The organism is Agrococcus jejuensis (assembly GCF_900099705.1).
In the GTDB taxonomy this organism is placed as follows: Bacteria; Actinomycetota; Actinomycetes; order Actinomycetales; family Microbacteriaceae; genus Agrococcus; species Agrococcus jejuensis.
In genome coordinates this window covers 2,050,873-2,071,048 of sequence record NZ_LT629695.1, presented here as the reverse complement: position 1 = coordinate 2,071,048, position 20,176 = coordinate 2,050,873, and the positions used below count along the sequence as shown (strand labels likewise).

Sequence of the window (20,176 nt, the reverse complement as noted above, 5' to 3'; positions counted from 1 at the left end):
CACGAGCTCCACCCCACCCATCCCCCACCGAGAGGAACCCCATGCACCATCCCCGCCACCGCACGCGCACGACGTCGGCCATCGCCGTCGCCGCCGCGGCCGCGCTCGCCCTCGCGGCGTGCTCGACCGCCGAGGCCGAGCCCGCCGCATCCGACCCCTCGGCCGAGGAGGCGCACGACCACGCCGGCCGTCTCGCCCTCGCCGTCGAGGGCGGCGTCGTCGTGCTCGACGCCGACACGCTCGAGCAGATCGGCGAGACCGTCGCGCTCGACGACGACTTCGTGCGCGTCAACCCCGCAGGCGACGGCGAGCACGTGTTCCTCAGCACGAGCGCCGGCTTCGAGGTGCTCGCGACGGGCGCGTCGACCGACGCCGACCCCGCGCTCACGGGCGCGGTCTTCGAGGGCGCCGCCCCCGGTCACGTCGTGCTGCACGGTGGCCGCACGGTGCTCTTCGACGACGCGACCGGCGACTTCTGGACGTTCGACGCCGACAGCCTCACCGACGGCGCCGCCCTGCCCGCCGACGTGACGGCGCACGAGTCGGAGGCAGCGCACCACGGCGTCGCCGTCGAGCTGGAGGACGGCACGATCGTGTCGACCCTCGGCACCGAGGAGGCCCGCACCGGCGTGCGCATCCTCGACGTCGACGGCACCGAGACCGCGCGCGACGAGTCGTGCCCCTCCGTGCACGGCGAGGGCGTCGCCGCCGACGAGCACGTGCTCATCGGCTGCCAGGACGGCGTGCTGCTGTACGGCGACGGCGCGTTCACGAAGCTCGACAGCCCCGACGAGTTCGGCCGCGTCGGCAACCTCTACACGACCGACGAGTCGGCGATCGCCTTCACCGACTACCGCGACGACCCCGACGCCGAGGGCAACGTGCTGCACCGCTTCGGCCTCGTCGACACCGCCGCGGGCACGTGGCAGATCGTCGACCTGCCCGAGGGCGTCGAGTACACGTGGCAGACGGTCGAGCGCGACCACCACGGCGGCCTGTGGTTCGTCGGCACCGACGGTCAGCTGCACGGCATCGACGAGTCGGGCGAGCTCGTCGCCTCGTACCCGGCGATCGAGGCGTGGGAGAACCCCATCGAGTGGCAGACGGCTCACCCGTACCTCGTCGTCGAGGGCCACACGGCGTACGTGACCGATCCCGACAGCCTGCAGATCGTCGCGATCGACCTCGACTCGGGCGAGACCCTCGCGACCGCGTCGCTGGATGCGGCGCCCAACGAGATGGCGTTCGCGGGCTGATCCCCGCCGCGCTGCGCGAGGCCCGCATCCCGGCACGGGATGCGGGCCTCGTGTCGTGGTGCGCCTGCCAGGATCGAGACGGACGAAGGGGGATGCGTGGGAAGACGCGGCAGGGAGCCGGAGCGACGGCTCTCGAACGTCGAGCGTCTCCTGCTCGCGCTCTCGACCGTCGGCCTCGTCGCCGGGCTCGCGGGCGTCTGGATCACGGGCTCGATCGCGACCGAGGGCGACCTCGACAGGCCGACCGGCCGCGGCGCGTGGCTGTACCGATACATGGCGGCCGTCACCGATTCCGACGTCGACCTGGCGCTGCGCCTCCTGGCGATCGCCAGCGGCCTCGCCGCGATCGCGGGCCCGATCGGCATCGTCGCCCTCGGCAACCTGGTGGACGCGCGCCGCCGCGCATCCCATGTCCGCCCCACGAAATAGGCTGATCCCATGCGCGTCGCGACCTGGAACGTGAACTCCGTCCGCACCCGTGTCGGGCGCATCGTGGACTGGCTCGAGCGCTCCGACGTCGACGTGCTGGCGATGCAGGAGATCAAGTGCCGCGTCGACCAGTTCCCCTACGAGCAGTTCGAGGCCGCCGGCTACCACGTCGAGGCGCACGGCACGAACCAGTGGAACGGCGTCGCGATCGCGTCGCGCCTGCCGATGGTGGATGTCGTGCGGCAGTTCGACGACCAGCCCGGCTACGCGAACACGGGCGAGCCCGTCGTCGAGGCCCGCGCGATGGCGGCGACCGTCGAGGGCGTGCGGCTGTGGAGCCTGTACGTGCCGAACGGTCGCGACCTGGGGCATCCGCACCTCGCGTACAAGCTCGAGTGGCTGCGCATCCTCGCCGAGCACGCGAAGACGTGGCAGCGCATGCCGCTCGCGCTCATGGGCGACTTCAACATCGCGCCGTTCGACCACGACGTGTGGGACATCGCGGCGTTCGCCGAGTCGACGCATGTGAGCGAGCCCGAGCGCGAGGCGTTCCGCACGTTCGAGCGCCTCGGCATGGTCGACGTCGTGCGCGACCGCGCCGCCGGCTACACGTACTGGGACTACAAGGCGGGCCGCTGGCAGAAGGGCGAGGGCATGCGCATCGACTTCGTGCTCGGCACCGCCCCGTTCGCCGAGCTCGTGACGGGCGCCCGCATCGACTCGGGCGAGCGTGCGGGCGACGCCCCGAGCGACCACGTGCCCGTCGTGGTCGACATCGACGTCGAGACCGAGCTCGACGACGATCGCCCGATGATCTTCTAGGGCTGGCTGAGGATCCTTCGCCACGCCAGACGCGAAGGGCGCAAGGAATTCGCCGAATCATTGGCGCAATCGGCACAAGCTGATGCGACGGTCGGCACCGAACCTTCTGCACAGGCGCGTCGCTGCGAGGTCCCTCGCTTCCGACGCCGCTTCGGAGCAGAGAGAGTCGACGATGACGCACGCCACCACCAGATGGGAGGGGCGTCGCCGCCTCTCCCTCCGATCTCGAGTCGCCGCAGCGGGGGTGTCGCTGGCGCTCGCAGCCGCCGCCGCGCTGGTCGCAGCACCCTCGGCCTTCGCCGTCGAGCAGCCGTTCGCCGTGCAGAGCCCTGCGAACGGCTCGATGGTCGACTCGACGACCCCGACGTTCTCGGGCGTCGGCACGACGGGCAACACGGTCACGCTCTCGTACAGCGGTCAGAACCTCGGCGGCTACGTCGCGGGCAGCACGGTCGTCGGTGACGCCGGCACCTGGTCGACGCCGACGTCGTTCGCGTCGGCGAATCCGGGTGAGACGGAGACGCGCGTGCGCGCGGTCGAGACGACGCCGGGCGGCGTCGAGACCGACACGTACTTCATCACCATCACGTTCCCCACCGCCCCGGTGCCGGCGGCGAACGCCTTCACGCTCGAGTCGCCCGTCGAGGGCGAGACTCGCGCCGACTTCCTCAACATCGTGCACTTCGTCGGCACGGGCGATGCGGGCAACACCATCACGGTGCGCTACTTCGACGGCCGCGGCGGCCTCGCCACGGCCGGCACGGGCCAGGTCGACCAGGGCGGTCGCTTCGACGTCTTCGCGACGTTCCGCGACCTGCCTGCCGGCCAGACGTTCGCGAACACGTTCACGCAGCAGACGAACCCGGCGGGCGAGCCGGTCGCAGCCGAGATCGGTCGCACGTTCAACTTCGCCGTGGCTCCCGTCGAGGCGAGCCCGTTCACTGTCACGAGCCCCGAGAGCGGCGAGATGGTCGACTCGATCACGCCCGCCTTCACGGGCACCGGCGCGCCGGGCGACACCGTGACCCTGCGGTACTCGGGTCAGCAGCTCGGCTCGTACCTCGCCGGCCAGACGACGGTGGAGGACGACGGCACGTGGACGGTGCCGACGACCGACTTCTCGAACGCGAGCTTCGGCGAGACGGAGATCCGGGTCGTCGCGGCGGCGACCGACGCGAACGGCGTCGAGCGCCCCGGCGCGCGCTTCGTCGACATCGTGCTGCCCGAGGCGCCTGCGATGGAGATCGACTTCACGCTCGCGACGCCCGAGGAGGGCACCACGATCGCGAACCCGCGCGCGGGCGTCGCCTACGTCGGCACCGGCGAGCCCGGCAACACGATCGTCGTCGAGTACTTCGACGGTCGCGGCGGCCTGGCCGTCGCAGGCACGGCGATCGTCGGCGACGACGGCGCGTTCGAGGTCACCGCGATCTTCGACGGCCTGCCCGAGGGCCAGCTGTTCGCGAACACGTTCACGCAGCAGGAGGACGCGGACGGCGAGCGCGTCGCGCAGGAGATCGCTCGCACGATCTTCTTCGAGGTCGCACCCGTCGTCACGCCGCTGGCTGCGCCGACGCTCGACGAGCCTGTCGTCGACGGCGCGACCGTGACCTTCTCGGGCACGGGCATCGCCGGTGCGACGGTCGAGGTTGCCATCGCGTCGGCGCAGGCGCCGACCGGCGACGTCGCGACCGCGGCGCTCGCGGCTCCGACGGTCGTCACCGCGACGGTCGCCGAGGATGGCACCTGGACGACGTCGGCGGACTTCGAGGCCGGCGACTACGTCGCATCGGCGACCCAGTTCACGGGTGACGCCGCGGACCGGTCTGCGCCGTCCGAGGGTCAGGGGTTCACGGTGGCCGCGGTTGCAGTGCCGCCCACGATGCCGCCTGCCTCGCCCGCACCCACGACACCGCCCGCTGCCGGCGGCGCCGGTGGAGGCTCGCTGCCCGTGACGGGTGGCGAGGTGACGGGCTCGCTGCTCGCGGCCATGCTGCTGCTCGCAGCCGGCGCGGTCACGCTCGTCGTGCGTCGTCAGCGGGTGCTCGCGCAGCGCTGACCTGATCGCATCGATCGAGCCCACTCGCACGTCGACCGTCGACGTGCGGGTGGGCTCGTCCGCGTCGCCCGCACCCGCCGCGCGACCTGCTCGCCGTGCCATGCTGGCCGCGATCGGAGGATGCGTGGAGGCAGACGGAGCGCAGGCGCGGCGGCCGGAGAGCCCGCTGCGCGTCGTGGCGCTCATGGTGCTGTCGGTCGCGCTCGTCGCGGCCCTCGGCACGCTCGGCCTCGTGCCGCTGTTCGTCGTGTCGCAGCCGTGCCCCGTGGCGCTGCAGCCGTGCGACGAGACGTCGGGCCCGCTCGCGATCGTGCTCATGCTCGTCGCGCCGGCGGCCGCGGTCGTCGTCGGCATCGTCGGCGGCGCCGTGCAGCTCGCCCGCCGCAGCCGCGCGATCCGCTGGCCGGCCATCGCGTGCGCCGCCGTGGTCGCGTCGTGGCTCGCGGGGCTCGCGGTGGCGCTGGTCGCGGCGTCCTGATCGCCCCGCCCGCACGCCGCATCCGATCGCGCACGCAACGAACCTGCGCCGCGCGCTGCGCATCGTCGCGACGCACGGAACGCGCAGCAAAGTGACCCCCGCGCACAATCCTTGTGCGAGCAGCCCTTCCTACGCTGGATGCATCCCCCGATCGCCCGCCAGGAAGGCTCTGACGTGACCATCGCCACGCCCCTCTCGACCACCGAGCTCGCGCAGCACCCCGCATGGCTGCGCCTCAAGGCCGCCGCAACCGCGCTGCAGCCCGTGCAGTCCAAGACGGGCGCGATCGAGGATGCGGCGCACCACGACGCCGCCCGCGCACACGTCGCCGAGCTCGTCGCCGGCATGCGCGAGCTCGCCCCGCTCTTCCCCCACGACGCCGAGTACCTCGAGCAGTCGGCGATCGACTTCGAGCGCTGGGCCGAGCGCGGCTTCGACGTGCCCGACCACTTCGACTCGCTGCTGCACTTCCAGCCGCAGCAGCACCGCGTCGACGGCCTGCAGCACCTCGTCGTCTTCCCCATGTACACGCAGAACGGCTCGTCGAACCGTCTCGTCGAGGCCGTGCTCGTCGAGGTCATCTGGCCCGAGTTCATCGCCGACCTCGAGGCGACCGACTACTCGAACGCGCTCTTCGTGCCGCTGCGCTTCATCGACTTCACCGCCGGCTACGACACGAACTCGGCCGTGCTCTTCCCCGAGACCGTCGCGATGCGCGAGATCCCCACCTTCACGTGGGGCGCGATCTTCCAGGACCGCGAGGCCGCGCGCTTCCGCCGCGTCGTGCGCGCCGCCGTCGACGTCACGAAGCTCGACCTGCCCGCCGACGTCGCCGCGATGCTCGACGATCAGCGGCTCACCGAGGAGGTCTTCGTGATGTGGGACCTCATCCACGACCGCACGCACATGCGCGGCGACCTGCCGTTCGACCCGTTCATGATCAAGCAGCGCATGCCGTTCTTCCTCTACTCGCTCGAGGAGCTGCGCTGCGACCTCACCGCGTTCCGCGAGTCGGTCGCGATCGAGCGTCGCCTCAAGGCGCAGGAGGTGCGCACGGACGCCGACGAGCTGCTCATGCAGCGCGCCCGCCTCGTGCAGTTCGCGGTGATCTTCGACCGCATCTTCCGCTTCTCGATCACGGGCTCGCGCGTGCGCAACTACGACGGCCTCGGCGGCCAGCTGCTGTTCGCGTGGCTGCACCAGCGCCGCGTGCTGCACTGGACCGACACGCAGCTCGCGTTCGACTGGGATGCGGTGCCCGACATGGTCAACGAGCTCGGCGCAGCGATCGAGCACCTGTACTGGCGCTCGATCGACCGCCCCAAGATCGCGCACTGGCTCGCCGCGTACGAGCTCGTGTCGGCGACGGTCGAGCCGCACCCCGCATCCGCGTGGAAGGCGGGCGACCTGCCGCTCACGGGTGCGCCGCGCGAGCTCACCGACCTCGTGATGGACGACGAGTTCCCGCTGTCGATGTTCTTCGAGGCGTTCGAGCGCAAGATGCGCGACGTCATCGCGTCGACGTCGGGCATCACGGCGGCGAACGCCTAGCCGTACCCCGATTCGTCCCCCGAGACGCCCCGGACCGTCCAGGTCCGGGGCGTCTCTGCATGCCCGGGCGTGTGCCCCGAATGCGGATGACCCCCGGGCGTCGATCGTTCGGTCATCGAACGATCCTCGACTCGCCCGCTGTGGTGCGGCAGAGGCGACGTGAGGATTGCACGATTCCTCATCCGTCGCGGGCGGCTGACTATACACCCGCTCCCTGACCACTGCGGCTCTATCCACAGTCGAGGGCGCGGGGTACGTTCACGGTTGAGGACACCTCACTCGTCATCCATAGGGGGCAGCGATGCGTCGCACAGCAACATGGAAGCCGATCGCGGGGGTCGCAGCAGCGGCCATCGCGATCGCGGGATTCGGAGTCGCGCCCGCGTCAGCGGCGCCAGGCGACACCGCGGAGGCGTTCGGAGAGGTGCTCGGCGTCGAGCTGCTTGGCTCCGACGACCTCCTCGCCACGGCCTTCTCGCAGTCGGCCTTCCCCAGCAACCCCGGCATCGACTCCAACGGCCTCAACCTTGGCCTGCTCGGCGGCGAGCTCGAAGTCATCGAGGACGGCCTCACGGTGCCACTCCTCCACGCGGGCCAGGACAACGGCCTGCTCGAGCTCGGCGGCGCCGGCGTGCTCTCGAGCTACGCCGACGCGTCGAGCGCGAACGACGCCGTCGCCGCCGCCGGCCTCCTCGACGAGGACGGCGGGCTCCAGCTCGACCCGAACGAGGAGCCGCCCTCCGGCACGGGCTCGTCGTCCGTCGACCTCACCGCGCTGCTCGGCAGCCTCGGCGTCGACGCGGTGACCGACGAGATCGTCGACCAGGTCTCCCTCGAGCTCGGCGCCTTCGGCTCGCACGCGACCGAGGTCGACGACGCCTTCGACTCCGAGTACCTCCTCACCGACCTCACGCTCGACGTGCACTCCGACCTCGTCGCGGGCATCACGACCCAGCTGCGCACGGGCCTCACGGGCGTCACGATCGACCTGCGCACCGACCTCAACGGCCTCGCCGGCCCCGACGGCGCCGTGCAGGACGTGCTCGACGGCCTGAACGTCGACCTCAACGCACTCGGGCTCGCGAGCCTCACGCTCGACGACATCCAGGTCAACGTCACGGCGCCCGACCTGTCGGCGGCCGTCGACACGGCGCTCGGCGGATCGAACGGCGTGCTCGTCTCCGACGACCAGTCGGTCACGATCGACCTCGCCACCGGCGCCGTCTCGGTCGATCTCGCGCAGATCGTGAACCCGGACGGCATCGGGCTCAACGGCCTCGACCCCAACACGCAGATCCTCGACGCCGACACCATCCAGGCGCTCACGACGGGCATCGCGAGCGCGCTCGGCGACATCACGACGCCGCTGACCAACTCCGTCAGCACGCTGCTGAACACGACGTCGCTCACGGTGGGCATCGACGTCGCCGCGTCGGCCGCGCTGCCGCTCGGCGTCGGCACGATCCCCATCATCGACGGCTCGATCCTCATCTCGGGCACGATCGGCCAGTTCGCGAACGGCACCGCCACCAGCACGGTGAACATCGCGCTCATCCCCGGGCTCATCGCGAGCCTCGGCCCCATCGTCGGCCCTGCCGTCCAGGGTCTCGTCAACGGCCTGGTCAGCGGACTCACCACGGAGCTCGTCGGCACCATCGTGCCCGCCATCGTCGCCGGACTCGCGACCCCCGTCGCGAACATCCTCGCCGCGTCCAGCGGCGACGTCTCGACCGCGATCCAGGGCGTCGTCGTGGGTGCCACGAACCTGCTGAGCCCGGCCCTCTCGGGCGTCGCGAGCAACATCGCCAGCATCACGGTGAACGTGCAGCCGCACCTCGTCGCAGGCGGCGGCCAGCCGTTCGCCACGAACCGCGACGGCTACTCGACGATGTCCGGCACGGAGGAGGTCGACATCCCCGACGGCTACACCGTGCGGGCCATGACGATCACGCTGCTGCCGAACGCGCTCGGCTCGAACCTCGCGAACATCGACCTCGGCTCGTCGTCGGTGTCGAACGTCGAGCCGTCGGCCGTCGCCGGCACGCTCGAGCTCACGCCCCCGCGCGTGCACCAGGGCGACACGGTCGACATCGCCGGCTCCGGCTGGAACCCCGACGGCGGCCCCGTCACGGTGGCATTCGTCGACGAGAACGAGAACCCCGTCGGCGCCCCGGTGACGGCGACGCTCGACGGCGAGGGCGGCATCACCGGCACCTTCACGGTGCCCGGCGACACCGCGATCGGCACCCTCACCGGCACGGCGACGCAGGACGGCGCCCCCGCGTCGGCGAGCGTCGACGTCTTCGGACCGCCCGTGATCATCGTCGACCCCGAGCCCCCGCTCGACCCCGGCACGCCCGTGACGATCAGCGGCGAGGGCTTCATCTGCGGCCCGCTCACCGTCGACATCCTCGACGGCACCGACGTCATCGACACCTTCACCGACGTGCCCGTCTCCGAGACCGACGGATCCTGGTCGGTCGTGTGGGAGGTGCCCGAGGACATCGACGTGACGCAGGTCACGATCCGCGCCTACGGCTCGGGCGAGTGCGAGGAGGACGAGGAGACCCCGGTCGACATCGACCTCCCCGAGGAGTTCGACGTCGCGCAGGCCGAGGCTCGCCTCGGCGACGTGCTCGACATCACGGGCGCCGGCTGGACCGAGGGCACCGACGTCACCGTGACGTTCTCGCACGACGGCACGCCGGTCGGCTCGCCCGTCACGATCCCGCCGGGCACGGGCGGCTCGCTCGACGGCACCTTCACGGTGCCGACCGATGCGCCGCTCGGCACGCTCGACGCCACCGCGGTGCAGGGCGACGACACGCTGACCGACGCCGTGGAGATCTTCGGCGCCGCCACCGTGGCGGTCGACCCGCCGAGCGTGCGCGTCGGCGCGACCGTCGACGTCACGGGCGGCGGCTGGCTGCCCGCAGGCGGCGACGTCGTCGTCACCTTCACGCAGGGCGGCGCGCCCATCGGCACCGTCACGATCGCCGAGGCGGACATCGCCGACGACGGCACGATCGCCGACCAGTTCGCGATCCCCGCGGGGACCGCGACGGGCTCGGTCATCGTCACCGCCGTGCAGGGCGACGAGGATGCGGCGACGTCGCTCACCGTCGTGCCCGAGCCGTCGGTCACGGTCACGCCCGGCATCGCGCGTCCGCTCGACACCGTGCAGGTCGGAGGCTCCGGCTGGGGCCCCGGCGACGTCACGGTGATCTTCACGAACGAGCTCGACGAGCCTGTGGGCGAGCCGCTCGTCATCACGCCCGCCGACGGCGTGATCGCCGACGAGTTCCTCGTGCCCGACGGCACCCCCGCCGGCACCCTCACGGCCACGGCCACGCAGGGCGTCGACACGGCCACGACCGAGCTCGAGGTCACGCTCGCGCCCACGGTCACGGCGACGCCCGGCCGCGTGCACGACGAGGACACCGTGACGATCGGCGGCTCCGGCTGGGGCGACGACGACGTGACGGTGACGATCATCGAGGGCGAGCCGCCGCTCGTGCTGACGCCCGTCGACGGCGTCATCACCGGCACGTTCACGATCCCCGACGGCACCGGCCCGGCCGACCTCACGGTCACCGCCGACGACGGCACCGACGAGGCCACCACGCCCCTCGAGGTGCTGGAGGACGCGGTCGTCACCGCCGATCCCGACCCCGTCGACCCGGGCGACCCGGTCACGATCACGGGCACCGGCTTCCTCTGCGGCCCCGTGGACATCACGATCGCCTCGGGCTCGACCGTCGTCGCGACGTACGCGCTCGTGCCGGTGATCGACGGCGAGTGGACGCAGATCTGGACGGTGCCCACGGGCATCGACGTGGACTCCGTCACCATCACGGCCGTCACCTCCGCCTCCGCACCGTGCGACGACGAGGGTGAGACCGAGCTCGAGATCGACCTCGAGGAGACGCTCGCCGCGACGCCCCCGGTCGTGCAGCGCGGCCAGGTCGTGACCGTCTCGGGCACCGGCTGGTCCGACGGCACCGTGAGCATCATCGCCACCGCCACGGGCGGCGCCGTCGTGGGCTCGTTCACGGCGACGTCGGCGGACTCCGCGTTCTCGCAGGGCTTCTACGTCCTGGGCGAGGTGCCGCTGGGCCCGCTGACCTTCACCGCGGTGCAGGACGGCAAGACCGAGACCGCCACGGTCACGGTCGTGCAGGTGCCCGCCGGCCCGGCGACGCTCATCGTGTCGCCGAGCGCCGTCGAGCCCGGCCAGCTCGTCGCGCTGGATGGCGAGGGCTGGGACCCGACGCAGGGCACGGTCGCGGTGTCGGTGACCGACGAGGACAGCGTCGTGCTCGGCACGGTGCCCGTCTCCGTCGCCCCCGACGGCGCGCTCGTGACCGGCGCGTTCCAGGTGCCGCCCACCGTGACGGCGCCGCAGACGCTGACCGCGACGGGCGTGCAGGGCCCGCGCAGCGCATCCGACACCTTCTCGGTGCGGGCCGCTGGCGACCCCGTCATCCGTCTCGCCGGCCCCGACCGGTTCCAGACGGCCGTGGAGATCTCGCGCGACGCCTTCCCGTTCGGCGCCGACGTGGTCTACCTCGCCAACGGCCTGAAGTTCCCGGATGCGCTGTCGGCAGCCCCCGCTGCCGCGCAGCAGGACGCCCCGCTGCTCCTGACCCGTCAGGAGTACCTGGAGCCGTCCGTCATCCAGGAGCTCGACCGCCTCGACCCGGACATCGTGGTGATCCTCGGCGACGAGAACTCGGTGAGCGCCAACGTCGCATCGCAGGTCGACCCGTACGCGGGCGACATCGTGCGACTCGGCGGCGCGAACCGCTTCGAGACGTCGATCCTCATCGCGGAGTACGCGTTCAACGGCGCCGACTCGGCCTACATCGCGACGGGGCTCAACTTCCCCGACGCGCTGACGGCCGGCGCCGCGGCAGGTGCGCTGAACGCGCCGCTGCTGCTGACGTACGGTGCCACCCCGACGCCGGGGCTCATCTCGAGCCTGCAGGACCTGGGCGTCGAGGACCTGTACATCGCGGGTGACGCGAACGCGGTCGCGACGAGCCAGGAGGCGGCGTTCCAGTCGGCTGGCTTCACGATCGCCGAGCGCTACGCCGGTGCGAACCGATTCGACACGGGCGTGCTCGTGGCGCAGGACTCGTTCGCCGGCAGCGCCGACCGCATCTACGTCGCCACCGGTCTCCGATTCCCGGATGCGCTGGCCGGATCCGCGATCGCTGGCGCGCAGGGCGTGCCGGTGTTCGTGACCCGACCGACGTGCATGTGGGCTGACGTGCTCGGCGAGGTGGACCGTCTGGACGACCCCCAGATCGTGCTCCTCGGCGACCAGAACGCGCTCGACCAGAGCGTGTTCGACCTGACGGCCTGCACGGGCTGACCCACGGGAGGGTGGAGGGGCGCGGGCTTCGGCTCGCGCCCCTTCTTCGTGCGGTGGGGCTTCGGTCGTGCCGGTCGCGCTGGGCTACCAGCCCATGGAGCCCGGGCCGCCCTTGAACGGGCCCGCGACCTTCGACGTGATCCAGCCGCCGTAGAAGCCGCCGTCCTGCGGCACGACCTCCTCGCCGTCGACGGTGCAGACGAGCGGGGCGCCGGGCATGATCGCCCAGTGGTCGCGGATGCGCTCGTAGCCGGCGTTCGGCGTCGGGTACGTCCAGGCAGCGCGGGCGACGGAGTGGCCCAGGGCGCGCACGTCGGCGTAGCGCGCTCGGCCCTTCCACTCGCACATGCTCGCGCCCGCGGCGGGCACGAGCGCGCCGGGCGCGAACGCCTCCGACGGCAGGTAGTAGGTCGGCGGATGGCTCGTCTCCAGCACGCGCAGCGCGTCGTCGGTCTGCGCGACGATCGTGCCGGCGAGCCGCACGACGATGTGCACGCCGGCGTCCTCGAGTCGGGGCGGCCGCGGGTAGTCCCAGACGGACTCCTGGCCGGGCTTCGGCGGGATGGGCTCGGGGCGCATGCCCCTACCTTCCTCCTCGACGCGGTGCGCGGCCAGTGTCCGGGGCGTGGGCGTGGATGGGTGCGCTCCCACCGCCGCTCCCTGAGGTGCGAGCGAAGCGAGCCTCGAAGGGTCCCCGCGAGGAGGCTGGTCCGCGACCCCGTCCTGGGCGACCGCCATCGCGGTGCGCTCCCTGCCCGCCGCATCCCGCACCCGCTGCGCGTGCCAGGCTTGTCGGGTGACCGCATCCGCCCCCGACCTCACCGACCGCCGCCTCGCCCGCGGCGGCGTCGCGCTCGTGGCGACGGCGCAGTACCTCATCGCCGAGCAGGTGGTGTCGGCGGCGTGGACGTCGGCGCCGTACTCGTTCGGCGACAACTACATCTCCGACCTCGGCGTGCCCGAGTGCCTCGTGCTCGAGGACCGCGTCGTGTGCTCGCCGCAGTGGCTGCTCATGGATGCGGCGTTCGTGCTGCAGGGGCTCATCGTGCTCGTCGCGGTGTGGCAGCTCGCGTGGCTGCTGCCGCGCGCGTGGCGGTGGGCGGCGACGGCGCTGGGCGTCGTGCACGGCGTGGGGATGCTGCTCGTCGGCACCTTCCCGGGATCGATCGCCGAGGACCTCGGGGGTGACGCGACGCGCGCCGCGATCCACGGCGTCGGCGCGATGCTCGCGATCGGCGGCGGGCTCGTGTGGATGCTCGTCGCCGGGCTCGGGATGCTCGCGCGGCGCTGGCGCGGGGTGGGCATCCTGTCGCTCGTGCTCGTCGCGATCGGCGCCGTCGGCATGGTCGGCCTCGTGCTGCTGCCGTCGACGCCCGGCGCCGACCTGGGCCTCGGCGTGGGCGGCATCGAGCGGCTCGCGGTCTACCCGATCATCGCGTGGCTCATCCTCATGGGTCTCTCCGCCGTGCTCGTGCACCGCGGCGCGCTGCGGCAGGAGCAGTGGGAGCGCCTGCGCGCCGAGGACGAGGCTGCCGCGTCTCGTGCGGGCGTCGACGGCTCGAGCACCTCGACCGACTGACCCCTCCGGGACTGGTCGCAGTTGCACGCGACTGGTCGCAGATGCACGCATGACTGGTCGCCATTGCACCGAAACTGCGACCAGTGTGGTGCAACTGCGACCAGTCACCGGAACGGATGGCTGGTCAGCGCACACCCGCCGACGGCATCCCCACACCCGGCGCATCCGCGGGCGGAGCGGGCGGCAGACGCAGCTCGACGACCGTGCCCTCGCCCTCGCGCGACCGCAGCGCGACCGAGCCGCCGTGCCGCTGCACGACGGTGCGCACGAGCGACAGGCCGATGCCCGAGCCGGGCACGTCGCGGGCGTTGCGGGCGCGGGCGAGCTCGTCGAACACGTGCGCAGCCTCGTCGGCGGGCACGCCGCGCCCCGAGTCGGCGACCTCGACGACCGCCCACCCGTCGGACTCGCGCAGCCGCACCTCCACCGGCCCGCCGCCGCCGAACTTGCGCGCGTTGGCGAGCACGTTGTCGATCGCGAGGCCCACGAGGTCGAGGTCGAGCCGCATCGTCGGCACCGGCCACGGCACGCGCGTGACCTGCACCGACACCTGCGACGCCGCATCCGGATGCTGCTGCGCCAGCGACGCGACGCAGTCGTGCAGCAGCTGCTCGAGGTCGACGGGCTCGAGCTCGAGCGGGCGGGTCTCGAGGTCGGAGAGTCCACGAAGGTCGCCGACGAGGGATGCGAGGCGCGACGCCTGCGCGTCGACGGTCGTGAGCCGCGGGTCGGATGCGGCGCCCGGCACCGCCGCGACGGTCGCGCGGATCGCCTGCACCGGGTTCTTCAGCTCGTGATCGAGCCGAGCGAGGAACCGGCGATGCGCCTCGCGCTCGGCGGCGCTGCCCTGCGCGATCCCCTGCTGCCGCGCATCCTCGATGCGACCGCGAGCGAGCGCCCGACGACGCGCGCGCACCACGAGCAGCACGAGCAGCACCGAGACCAGCAGACCGAACACGAGCGCAGCGGTCGTGAGCGGCACCGTGAGGATCGCCTCCGTGCGCACGCCCGCGATCGCGAGCGTCACGGCCCCAACCACCCCGACGAGCAGGGGCACGAGCGCGAGCAGGATGCGGCGGGTCACGCGACGCTCACCGGCCCCTTGAAGCGGTACCCGGTGCTCTGCACGGTCTCGACGAACCGCGGATGCGCGGCGTCGTCGCCGAGCACGCGGCGCACCTCGGCGACGCGGTGGTCGACGGCGCGCGTCGTCGTGAGCGACTCGAAGCCCCAGAGGGTCGCGAGCAGCCGCTCGCGCGCGTGGGCCTCGTCGGGGTGCGACATGAGGAAGTCGAGCAGCGTCATCGCCTTCGGCGTCAGCACGACCTCGGTGCCGTCGAGCCAGGCCCGGCGAGCGGTGCGGTCGAGCTCGAGGCCGTCGGCGCGCAGCCGCACGGCTGCCGACAGGGGCCGCTCGCCGCGCACCGACCGGCGCAGCACGGCGCGCACGCGCGACAGCAGCTCCTGCGGGTCGAACGGCTTGCCGAGGTAGTCGTCGGCACCCTCGTCGAGTGCCGCCGACCGCTCGTACGACTCCCCCACCTGCGTCAGCAGGATGATCGGCACCCAGTCGTCAGCTGCGCGGATGCGCCGCACGACCTCCCGTCCGTCGAGCCGCGGCATGACGATGTCGCAGACGATGAGGTCGGGCCGCTGCTCGGCGACCGCGTCGAGGGCGGCCTGCCCATCCGCCGCGACCCGCACCTCGTAGCCGCTGCGCGCGAGGAACGCGCCGAGGCCGGCCGTGATGGCATCGTCGTCGTCGACGAGCAGCAGCGAGGGGCGGGTCGCGTCGGTCATGTCAGAGCCATCCGGAGGTGCCGGCGAGGATGCCGAGGCCCGCGATCGCGAGCAGCAGCACGTATCCGGCGAGGTAGAGGTAGCCGAGCACGGTGCCGACGATCGCGAACGCGATGCCGCCCTGGCCCGAGCGCCGGATCATCGCGATGGAGATGTGACCGAGCACGATCGGCAGGATCGCGAGGCCCAGCAGGCCGAGCACGAACGTCGTGATCGCGAGGCCGCTCATGGGGCGGGCGGGCTGCGGCGCCGGGTAGGCGTAGCCGGGCTGCGGGTGGCCCTGCCAGGTGGGCTGGTGCGGGCCGGATGCGGGGTGCGGTGCGTGCGCATCCGCGCTCGGCTGGGCGTGCGCATCCATCGTCGGCTGCACCGTCGTCGGCGCGGACTGCTGCGTGGGAGCCGGGGCGCTCATCGCTGCTGTCCGATCGTGTTGGCCGTGCCGTCGTCGGTCACGGCGGGGGTCGCGCCCGTCCAGCGCACCTCGTTGACGTCGCCCGAGATGCGCAGGTCGGCGAGCTCGAGGGCGTAGACGACGCTGCCGGAGCCGCTGACCGTGAGGGTCGTGACGTCGTCGGCGATGACGATGGCGGCGTCGGCGCTGACCGTGAGTTCGTCGCATGCGCCCTCGACGCGGATGATCGCGCCGTCGTTCGCGACGTCGAGGCCGGCCGAGCAGGGGACGGTCTGCTGCGCGCGGGCGATGAGCTCGTCGCGCTCGGCGCTCGGCGCGCCGATCTCGGTGGGGTCGGACTCCTCGGGGCTCTCCGCGGGGCTCTCCGCCGGGTCGTCGTCGGCGGGCTCGGTGCTCGGCGTCTGCGGCGAGCTCGCCGGCGGCGCCGGGGATGCATCCGGCTCGGAGAAGGCGAGTCCGCAGCCGGAGAGGCTGCCGACCGCGACGAGGGTCAGCGCGGCGAGCGCGACCCAGCGGGGCTGGGCGATGGGGTTGTGCGTGCTCATGGCTCCAACGCTAGGAATCCCATATCGCGCACGGGTGGCAGGGATGTCGCAACCCTGCGACACCGGTCTTCATGTCGAGATTCGCGGGGCGGATGGGGGTTGTCAAGCGATCTGCGCTCGGCCTCGGCGCTCGGGTTCGGCAGACTGGTGCGATGCGGATCCTCATCGCCGGAGCGTCCAGCGCCCTCGGCCGCGCCACCGCGAGCGCGGCACGTGCGGCGGGCCATCACGTGATCGCCGTCGGCTCGTCGGCCGAGCGGCTGGAGCCGGTGGATGCCGACGAGCGGGTGGTGTGCGATCTGACGTCGTTCTCCGCGGTCTCGTCGCTTGCTGCGTCGGTCGGACCGGTGGATGCGCTCGTGCACCTCGTGGGCGGATGGCGCGGCGGCGGCGGCCTGGCCGGCCAGTCGGACGAGGACTGGGCCTGGCTCGAGCAGCGCGTCGTCGGCACGCTGCGCAACACGACGCGGGCGTTCGAGGCTGCGCTGGGAGCGTCTTCCGCCGGTCGCGTCGTGATCATCTCGACGACGGGCCTGGATCGCCCGACGGCGGGCAATGCGTCGTACGTGTCGTTGAAGGCAGCGGCCGAGACCTGGCTCGCCGCCGTCAGCCACGCCCTGCGAGCGACCCCGGCGACCACGCACGTCATCCGCGTGAAGGCCCTCGTCTCGGCCGCCGACCGCTCGGCGGAGCCGGACCGCACCTTCGACGGCTACTCGGACGTGGACGACGTGGCGAGCGAGATCGTGGGGTTGGTGGGGTCGTGACCCTCGCCGTCAGCTGACGATCGCCTCAAAGCAACGGCGGGCAGCTGTGGCCGTCATCAGCTGTGCAGCACCGCGATCGCGGCGAGGCTGCCGTCATGCACCGAGACCCCCACGCCATGGTCGCGCTCTGGACCGATCCTGACGCTGCTCCCCGACACGCGATCTCTCTGTCCCGCCGCGACTTCGACCGCCTCGTCGAAGCGGCCGGCATCCTCGCGGGCCGCGATCAGTCGGCGCTGAACGCCCAGCCCGACGTCGAGTTCTTCCGCGAGCGCCTGGAGTCGTCGCGCGCGCTGCTGGCGGCGCTGCACAAGCATCAGTGGGGCACGCGCGTCGGACGTTCGCAGCCGTGAGGAGGAAGAACCGCGCGGCCCGGTCCGCGCTCGGCATCGCTTCAGCTGACCTTGCGACACTGGGTCCATGGACGTGCTCGCTCGACTCGTGGAGTCGGACCTCGAACCTCAGGTGTGGCTCATGCTCGCGGTGGGCGACCAACGTGGATTGCAGAATCACGACGGTTACGACGACGACCCGTCGCAGACCTACGAGTGGACGAGCGCAGTCAACAACGGTCGCAGCGTCCGGGAGGGCGACGTCATCCTGCTCCGCGATACCGAGGCCCTGATCGGCATCTCGGTCATCGACGACATCACGCTCGAGGCGTCGACTCGTCAGACATACGCGTGTCCGGTATGCGGCTCGGCCAAGGTGGCCGAGCGAAAGCAGCGCGCACCTAGATACCGCTGCCAGGCATGTCGCTCTGAGTTCGACCAGCGCGTTGAGGCCACCGAGCCCACCACCCGCTATCGCAGCCATCACGGCCCGGCCTGGGTCGACCTCGCGGGCGCGCTGAGCCGGTCGGAACTGGCAGAGCTCCAGTTGCATCGCGGCGACCAGAACGCGATCCGGCCGATGGTGGCCGAACGGGTCATCGCCGAGTTGCCCGCCGCCATCGATCTGCTTGCACGCCGATCGCTCAGCTGGCACGAAGAGCGATCCGCCGACGGACACGTCACCGTGTTCACCAGAGCACGCATCGGCCAGGCAAACTTCCGCAATCAACTGCTCCAGCGATTCGGATCGACGTGTGCATTCACTGGCCCCGCCCCGTTCCAGGCGTTGGAAGCGGCTCACCTCTACTCCTACGCCCGGCACGGTCGGCACGAGTCATCGGGCGGTCTGCTCCTGCGCCGCGACGTCCACCGGCTCTTCGATGACGGCGTCATTGCTGTGCGAGAACGTCGCCTGGATGTAGCACCCGAGGCGCGTGACTACCCCGCGTATGCCGCGCTGCATCGCCAGGCGATCCAAGTGCCCATCGATCGCGGCCACGACACCTGGCTCGACGCGCACTGGACGCAGCACCGACCCTCACCGATGACTCTGGTCCCGTGACCGCCCTCATCCCCGGCACCTGCCCGGCCGACGCGCCTCCGGGCGAGCAGGCGCTGTTCGCCGCGCTGCGGGACGCACCGGGCACCGAGGGCTGGATCGCCTTCCACGGGCTGCCGATCGTGCAGCACGCTCGGCAGATCGAGGGCGAGGCCGACTTCGTCGTGCTCGTGCCCGGCGAGGGACTGCTGGTGATCGAGGTGAAGTCGCACCAGAGCGTCGAGCTGAACGAGCACAACGAGTGGGTGCTCGGCGGCAAGCGGCAGCAGCGGTCGCCGATCACGCAGGCACGCGACAACATGCGCAGCGTCGAGGCGTGGCTGCGACGCAAGGGCGAGCGCGTCGCGTTCCCCATCGCGTCCGTCGTGTGGTTCACGCACATCGGCGGCGAGCGCCTCGCAGGCATCCCGGCGCGCATCGACCTCGACCCGGGCGAGCTGCTCAGCCGTGCCGATCGGCAGCCGCAGCGCCTCGCCGGTGCGGTCGTCGCAGCGCTCCGCAAGCAGCGCGCCATGCTCGAGCACCGCGGCGTCTCGATGTACTCCGATGCCCCGAACGTCGACGAGCTGCGGGCCGTCCGCAGCGCGCTCATGCCCGCGTTCCGCATCGTCGCGGGCCCCGCCGATCGGCGCGAGGCGCGCGCCGAGAGCATCCGGATGGCGACCGAGCGGCAGGAGCACATCCTCGAGATCGTCGAGGACAACGACCGCATCCTCGTACTCGGCCCGGCAGGAACCGGCAAGACGAACCTCGCCATCCGCGCCGCACGTCGGCTCGCGAACCGCGACGAACGCGTGCTCGTGACGTGCTTCAACGAGCGCCTCGAAGGCGTGCTCGACGCCACGCTCGCCCGACACGACGGCGTCACCGTCGCTCGAGCGCACAAGATCATGCTCGAACTCACCGGGCTCGAGGCTCCCGAGCACGCGAGCGACGAATGGTGGAACGAGGTGCTGCCGCGCGAGACCCTCGTGATCACGCAGGCCGACGACTACGCGCCGCGGTTCACGGCCCTCGTCGTCGACGAGGCGCAGGACCTCTCGCGTCCGCTCGTGCTCGACGTGCTCGACTCCATCGTCGACGGCGGCCTCGCCGCCAGCCGCAGCCTCGTCGCCGGCGACTTCGAGCGGCAGGACATCTTCCGCCGCTCCGACACCACGGCCGACGGCCTCGCCCGCGTGCGCGAGCGCATCCCGCACAGCACCATCACGCGCCTCGTCGACAACGCCCGCGCGGCGCCCGCGCTCGCCGAGCTCGTGGAGGCGCTCACGGGCGACGAGCTGTTCCGCGAGCGACTGCGCATGGATGACGGACGCGGCAAGGTCGTGTCGTACGCGGACGAGTCGGAGCAGCAGGGGCTGCTCACGGACGCCGTCGTGGCGCTCGTCGACGACGGCTACCGGCTCGACGAGATCCTCGTGCTCGCTCCGAAGCGCGACTCTGCGGCCGCACGGGCGACCGACCCGTGGCTCCACGAGCGACTCGCCCCTCCCGGCGCGACCGCGATCGTGCCGAACCGCATCCGCTGGGGCACGGTGCACGCGTACAAGGGCCTCGAGTCGCCCGCCGTCATCCTCACCGACGTCGATCCCGCGCGACCGCGTGGCGAAGAGCTGCTCTACGTCGGCGCGACGCGGGCGACCGACCACCTGTTCGTGCTGACCGTCGACCCGTCGCTCGTGGAGCGGGTGGAGGCGGCGGGCGCGTAG

General features: G+C 72.1%; 17 protein-coding genes. 12 read left to right on the top strand and 5 right to left on the bottom strand.

The window, feature by feature from the left end; genetic code table 11:
- Positions 1-41 precede the first annotated feature (41 nt).
- From BLQ67_RS09730 to BLQ67_RS09700, 7 genes are all read left to right on the top strand, one after another.
- Complete coding sequence (locus BLQ67_RS09730; protein ID WP_092504618.1) at positions 42-1,256, top strand: hypothetical protein; 1,215 nt, start codon at positions 42-44, stop codon at positions 1,254-1,256.
- A 96-nt stretch (positions 1,257-1,352) separates the two neighbouring features.
- Positions 1,353-1,685: a hypothetical protein gene (locus BLQ67_RS09725; protein WP_092504616.1), complete on the top strand. Its 333-nt coding sequence runs from the start codon at positions 1,353-1,355 to the stop codon at positions 1,683-1,685.
- Positions 1,686-1,694: 9 nt separating this feature from the next.
- Positions 1,695-2,507 (top strand): exodeoxyribonuclease III, encoded by an 813-nt coding sequence (locus tag BLQ67_RS09720; protein ID WP_092504614.1) that lies wholly within the window; start codon positions 1,695-1,697, stop codon positions 2,505-2,507.
- Positions 2,508-2,751: 244 nt separating this feature from the next.
- The gene (locus BLQ67_RS09715) at positions 2,752-4,566 is read left to right on the top strand and encodes an LPXTG cell wall anchor domain-containing protein (protein ID WP_092504612.1); all 1,815 of its coding nucleotides are present in this window, start codon (positions 2,752-2,754) and stop codon (positions 4,564-4,566) included.
- 124 nt (positions 4,567-4,690) lie between these two features.
- A complete protein-coding gene (locus tag BLQ67_RS09710) occupies positions 4,691-5,044 on the top strand; it encodes a hypothetical protein (protein ID WP_092504610.1) in 354 nt (117 codons plus the stop codon).
- Positions 5,045-5,182: 138 nt separating this feature from the next.
- Positions 5,183-6,595 carry a DUF6421 family protein gene (locus BLQ67_RS09705; RefSeq protein ID WP_407922467.1) on the top strand — a complete coding sequence of 471 codons (1,413 nt, stop codon included), beginning with the start codon at positions 5,183-5,185 and terminating at the stop codon, positions 6,593-6,595.
- 301 nt (positions 6,596-6,896) lie between these two features.
- Positions 6,897-11,972: a choice-of-anchor G family protein gene (locus BLQ67_RS09700; protein WP_092504606.1), complete on the top strand. Its 5,076-nt coding sequence runs from the start codon at positions 6,897-6,899 to the stop codon at positions 11,970-11,972.
- Positions 11,973-12,056: 84 nt separating this feature from the next.
- On the opposite strand, the gene BLQ67_RS09695 is transcribed toward BLQ67_RS09700, so the two are convergent.
- Entirely contained in the window at positions 12,057-12,551 is a 495-nt protein-coding gene (locus BLQ67_RS09695) for a DUF427 domain-containing protein (RefSeq protein ID WP_092504604.1), read from the bottom strand.
- Positions 12,552-12,768: 217 nt separating this feature from the next.
- Between BLQ67_RS09695 and BLQ67_RS09690 the strand changes: the two genes are divergently transcribed.
- Positions 12,769-13,551 (top strand): DUF998 domain-containing protein, encoded by a 783-nt coding sequence (locus BLQ67_RS09690; RefSeq protein ID WP_157674784.1) that lies wholly within the window; start codon positions 12,769-12,771, stop codon positions 13,549-13,551.
- Between the two features lie 124 nt (positions 13,552-13,675).
- On the opposite strand, the gene BLQ67_RS09685 is transcribed toward BLQ67_RS09690, so the two are convergent.
- The 4 genes from BLQ67_RS09685 to BLQ67_RS09670 are packed head-to-tail and all read right to left on the bottom strand — an operon-like array spanning position 13,676 to position 16,308.
- The gene (locus BLQ67_RS09685; RefSeq protein ID WP_092504600.1) at positions 13,676-14,635 is read right to left on the bottom strand and encodes a sensor histidine kinase; all 960 of its coding nucleotides are present in this window, start codon (positions 14,633-14,635) and stop codon (positions 13,676-13,678) included.
- Positions 14,632-15,351 carry a response regulator transcription factor gene (locus BLQ67_RS09680; protein WP_092504598.1) on the bottom strand — a complete coding sequence of 240 codons (720 nt, stop codon included), beginning with the start codon at positions 15,349-15,351 and terminating at the stop codon, positions 14,632-14,634. The genes BLQ67_RS09685 and BLQ67_RS09680 overlap by 4 nt, the downstream gene beginning before the upstream one ends.
- Position 15,352: 1 nt before the next feature.
- The gene (locus BLQ67_RS09675) at positions 15,353-15,763 is read right to left on the bottom strand and encodes a DUF4190 domain-containing protein (RefSeq protein ID WP_092504596.1); all 411 of its coding nucleotides are present in this window, start codon (positions 15,761-15,763) and stop codon (positions 15,353-15,355) included.
- Entirely contained in the window at positions 15,760-16,308 is a 549-nt protein-coding gene (locus BLQ67_RS09670) for a DUF3060 domain-containing protein (protein WP_092504594.1), read from the bottom strand. The genes BLQ67_RS09675 and BLQ67_RS09670 overlap by 4 nt, the downstream gene beginning before the upstream one ends.
- A 152-nt stretch (positions 16,309-16,460) precedes the next feature.
- Here BLQ67_RS09670 and BLQ67_RS09665 point away from each other — a divergent pair, with 152 nt between their 5' ends.
- The 4 genes from BLQ67_RS09665 to BLQ67_RS09650 all read left to right on the top strand — a co-directional run bounded on the left by BLQ67_RS09665 (position 16,461) and on the right by BLQ67_RS09650 (position 20,176).
- Positions 16,461-17,075 carry an SDR family NAD(P)-dependent oxidoreductase gene (locus BLQ67_RS09665; RefSeq protein ID WP_092504592.1) on the top strand — a complete coding sequence of 205 codons (615 nt, stop codon included), beginning with the start codon at positions 16,461-16,463 and terminating at the stop codon, positions 17,073-17,075.
- A 116-nt stretch (positions 17,076-17,191) separates the two neighbouring features.
- Entirely contained in the window at positions 17,192-17,428 is a 237-nt protein-coding gene (locus BLQ67_RS09660; RefSeq protein ID WP_157674782.1) for a hypothetical protein, read from the top strand.
- A gap of 67 nt (positions 17,429-17,495) precedes the next feature.
- Positions 17,496-18,470, top strand: coding sequence for an HNH endonuclease signature motif containing protein (locus tag BLQ67_RS09655; protein WP_092504588.1), 975 nt, complete (start codon positions 17,496-17,498; stop codon positions 18,468-18,470).
- Positions 18,467-20,176: a nuclease-related domain-containing DEAD/DEAH box helicase gene (locus tag BLQ67_RS09650; RefSeq protein ID WP_092504586.1), complete on the top strand. Its 1,710-nt coding sequence runs from the start codon at positions 18,467-18,469 to the stop codon at positions 20,174-20,176. Before BLQ67_RS09655 ends, BLQ67_RS09650 begins: the two co-directional genes overlap by 4 nt.

What these genes read in the sequence shown, in the direction of transcription:
- BLQ67_RS09730 (WP_092504618.1), top strand. Translation starts at nt 42, where the DNA reads ATGCACCATCCCCGCCACCGCACGCGCACGACGTCGGCCATCGCCGTC.
- BLQ67_RS09720 (WP_092504614.1), top strand. Translation starts at nt 1,695, where the DNA reads ATGCGCGTCGCGACCTGGAACGTGAACTCCGTCCGCACCCGTGTCGGG.
- BLQ67_RS09705 (WP_407922467.1), top strand. Translation starts at nt 5,183, where the DNA reads ATGCATCCCCCGATCGCCCGCCAGGAAGGCTCTGACGTGACCATCGCC.
- BLQ67_RS09700 (WP_092504606.1), top strand. Translation starts at nt 6,897, where the DNA reads ATGCGTCGCACAGCAACATGGAAGCCGATCGCGGGGGTCGCAGCAGCG.
- BLQ67_RS09695 (WP_092504604.1), bottom strand. Translation starts at nt 12,551, where the DNA reads ATGCGCCCCGAGCCCATCCCGCCGAAGCCCGGCCAGGAGTCCGTCTGG.
- BLQ67_RS09680 (WP_092504598.1), bottom strand. Translation starts at nt 15,351, where the DNA reads ATGACCGACGCGACCCGCCCCTCGCTGCTGCTCGTCGACGACGACGAT.
- BLQ67_RS09675 (WP_092504596.1), bottom strand. Translation starts at nt 15,763, where the DNA reads ATGAGCGCCCCGGCTCCCACGCAGCAGTCCGCGCCGACGACGGTGCAG.
- BLQ67_RS09670 (WP_092504594.1), bottom strand. Translation starts at nt 16,308, where the DNA reads ATGAGCACGCACAACCCCATCGCCCAGCCCCGCTGGGTCGCGCTCGCC.
- BLQ67_RS09665 (WP_092504592.1), top strand. Translation starts at nt 16,461, where the DNA reads ATGCGGATCCTCATCGCCGGAGCGTCCAGCGCCCTCGGCCGCGCCACC.
- BLQ67_RS09660 (WP_157674782.1), top strand. Translation starts at nt 17,192, where the DNA reads ATGGTCGCGCTCTGGACCGATCCTGACGCTGCTCCCCGACACGCGATC.
- BLQ67_RS09655 (WP_092504588.1), top strand. Translation starts at nt 17,496, where the DNA reads ATGGACGTGCTCGCTCGACTCGTGGAGTCGGACCTCGAACCTCAGGTG.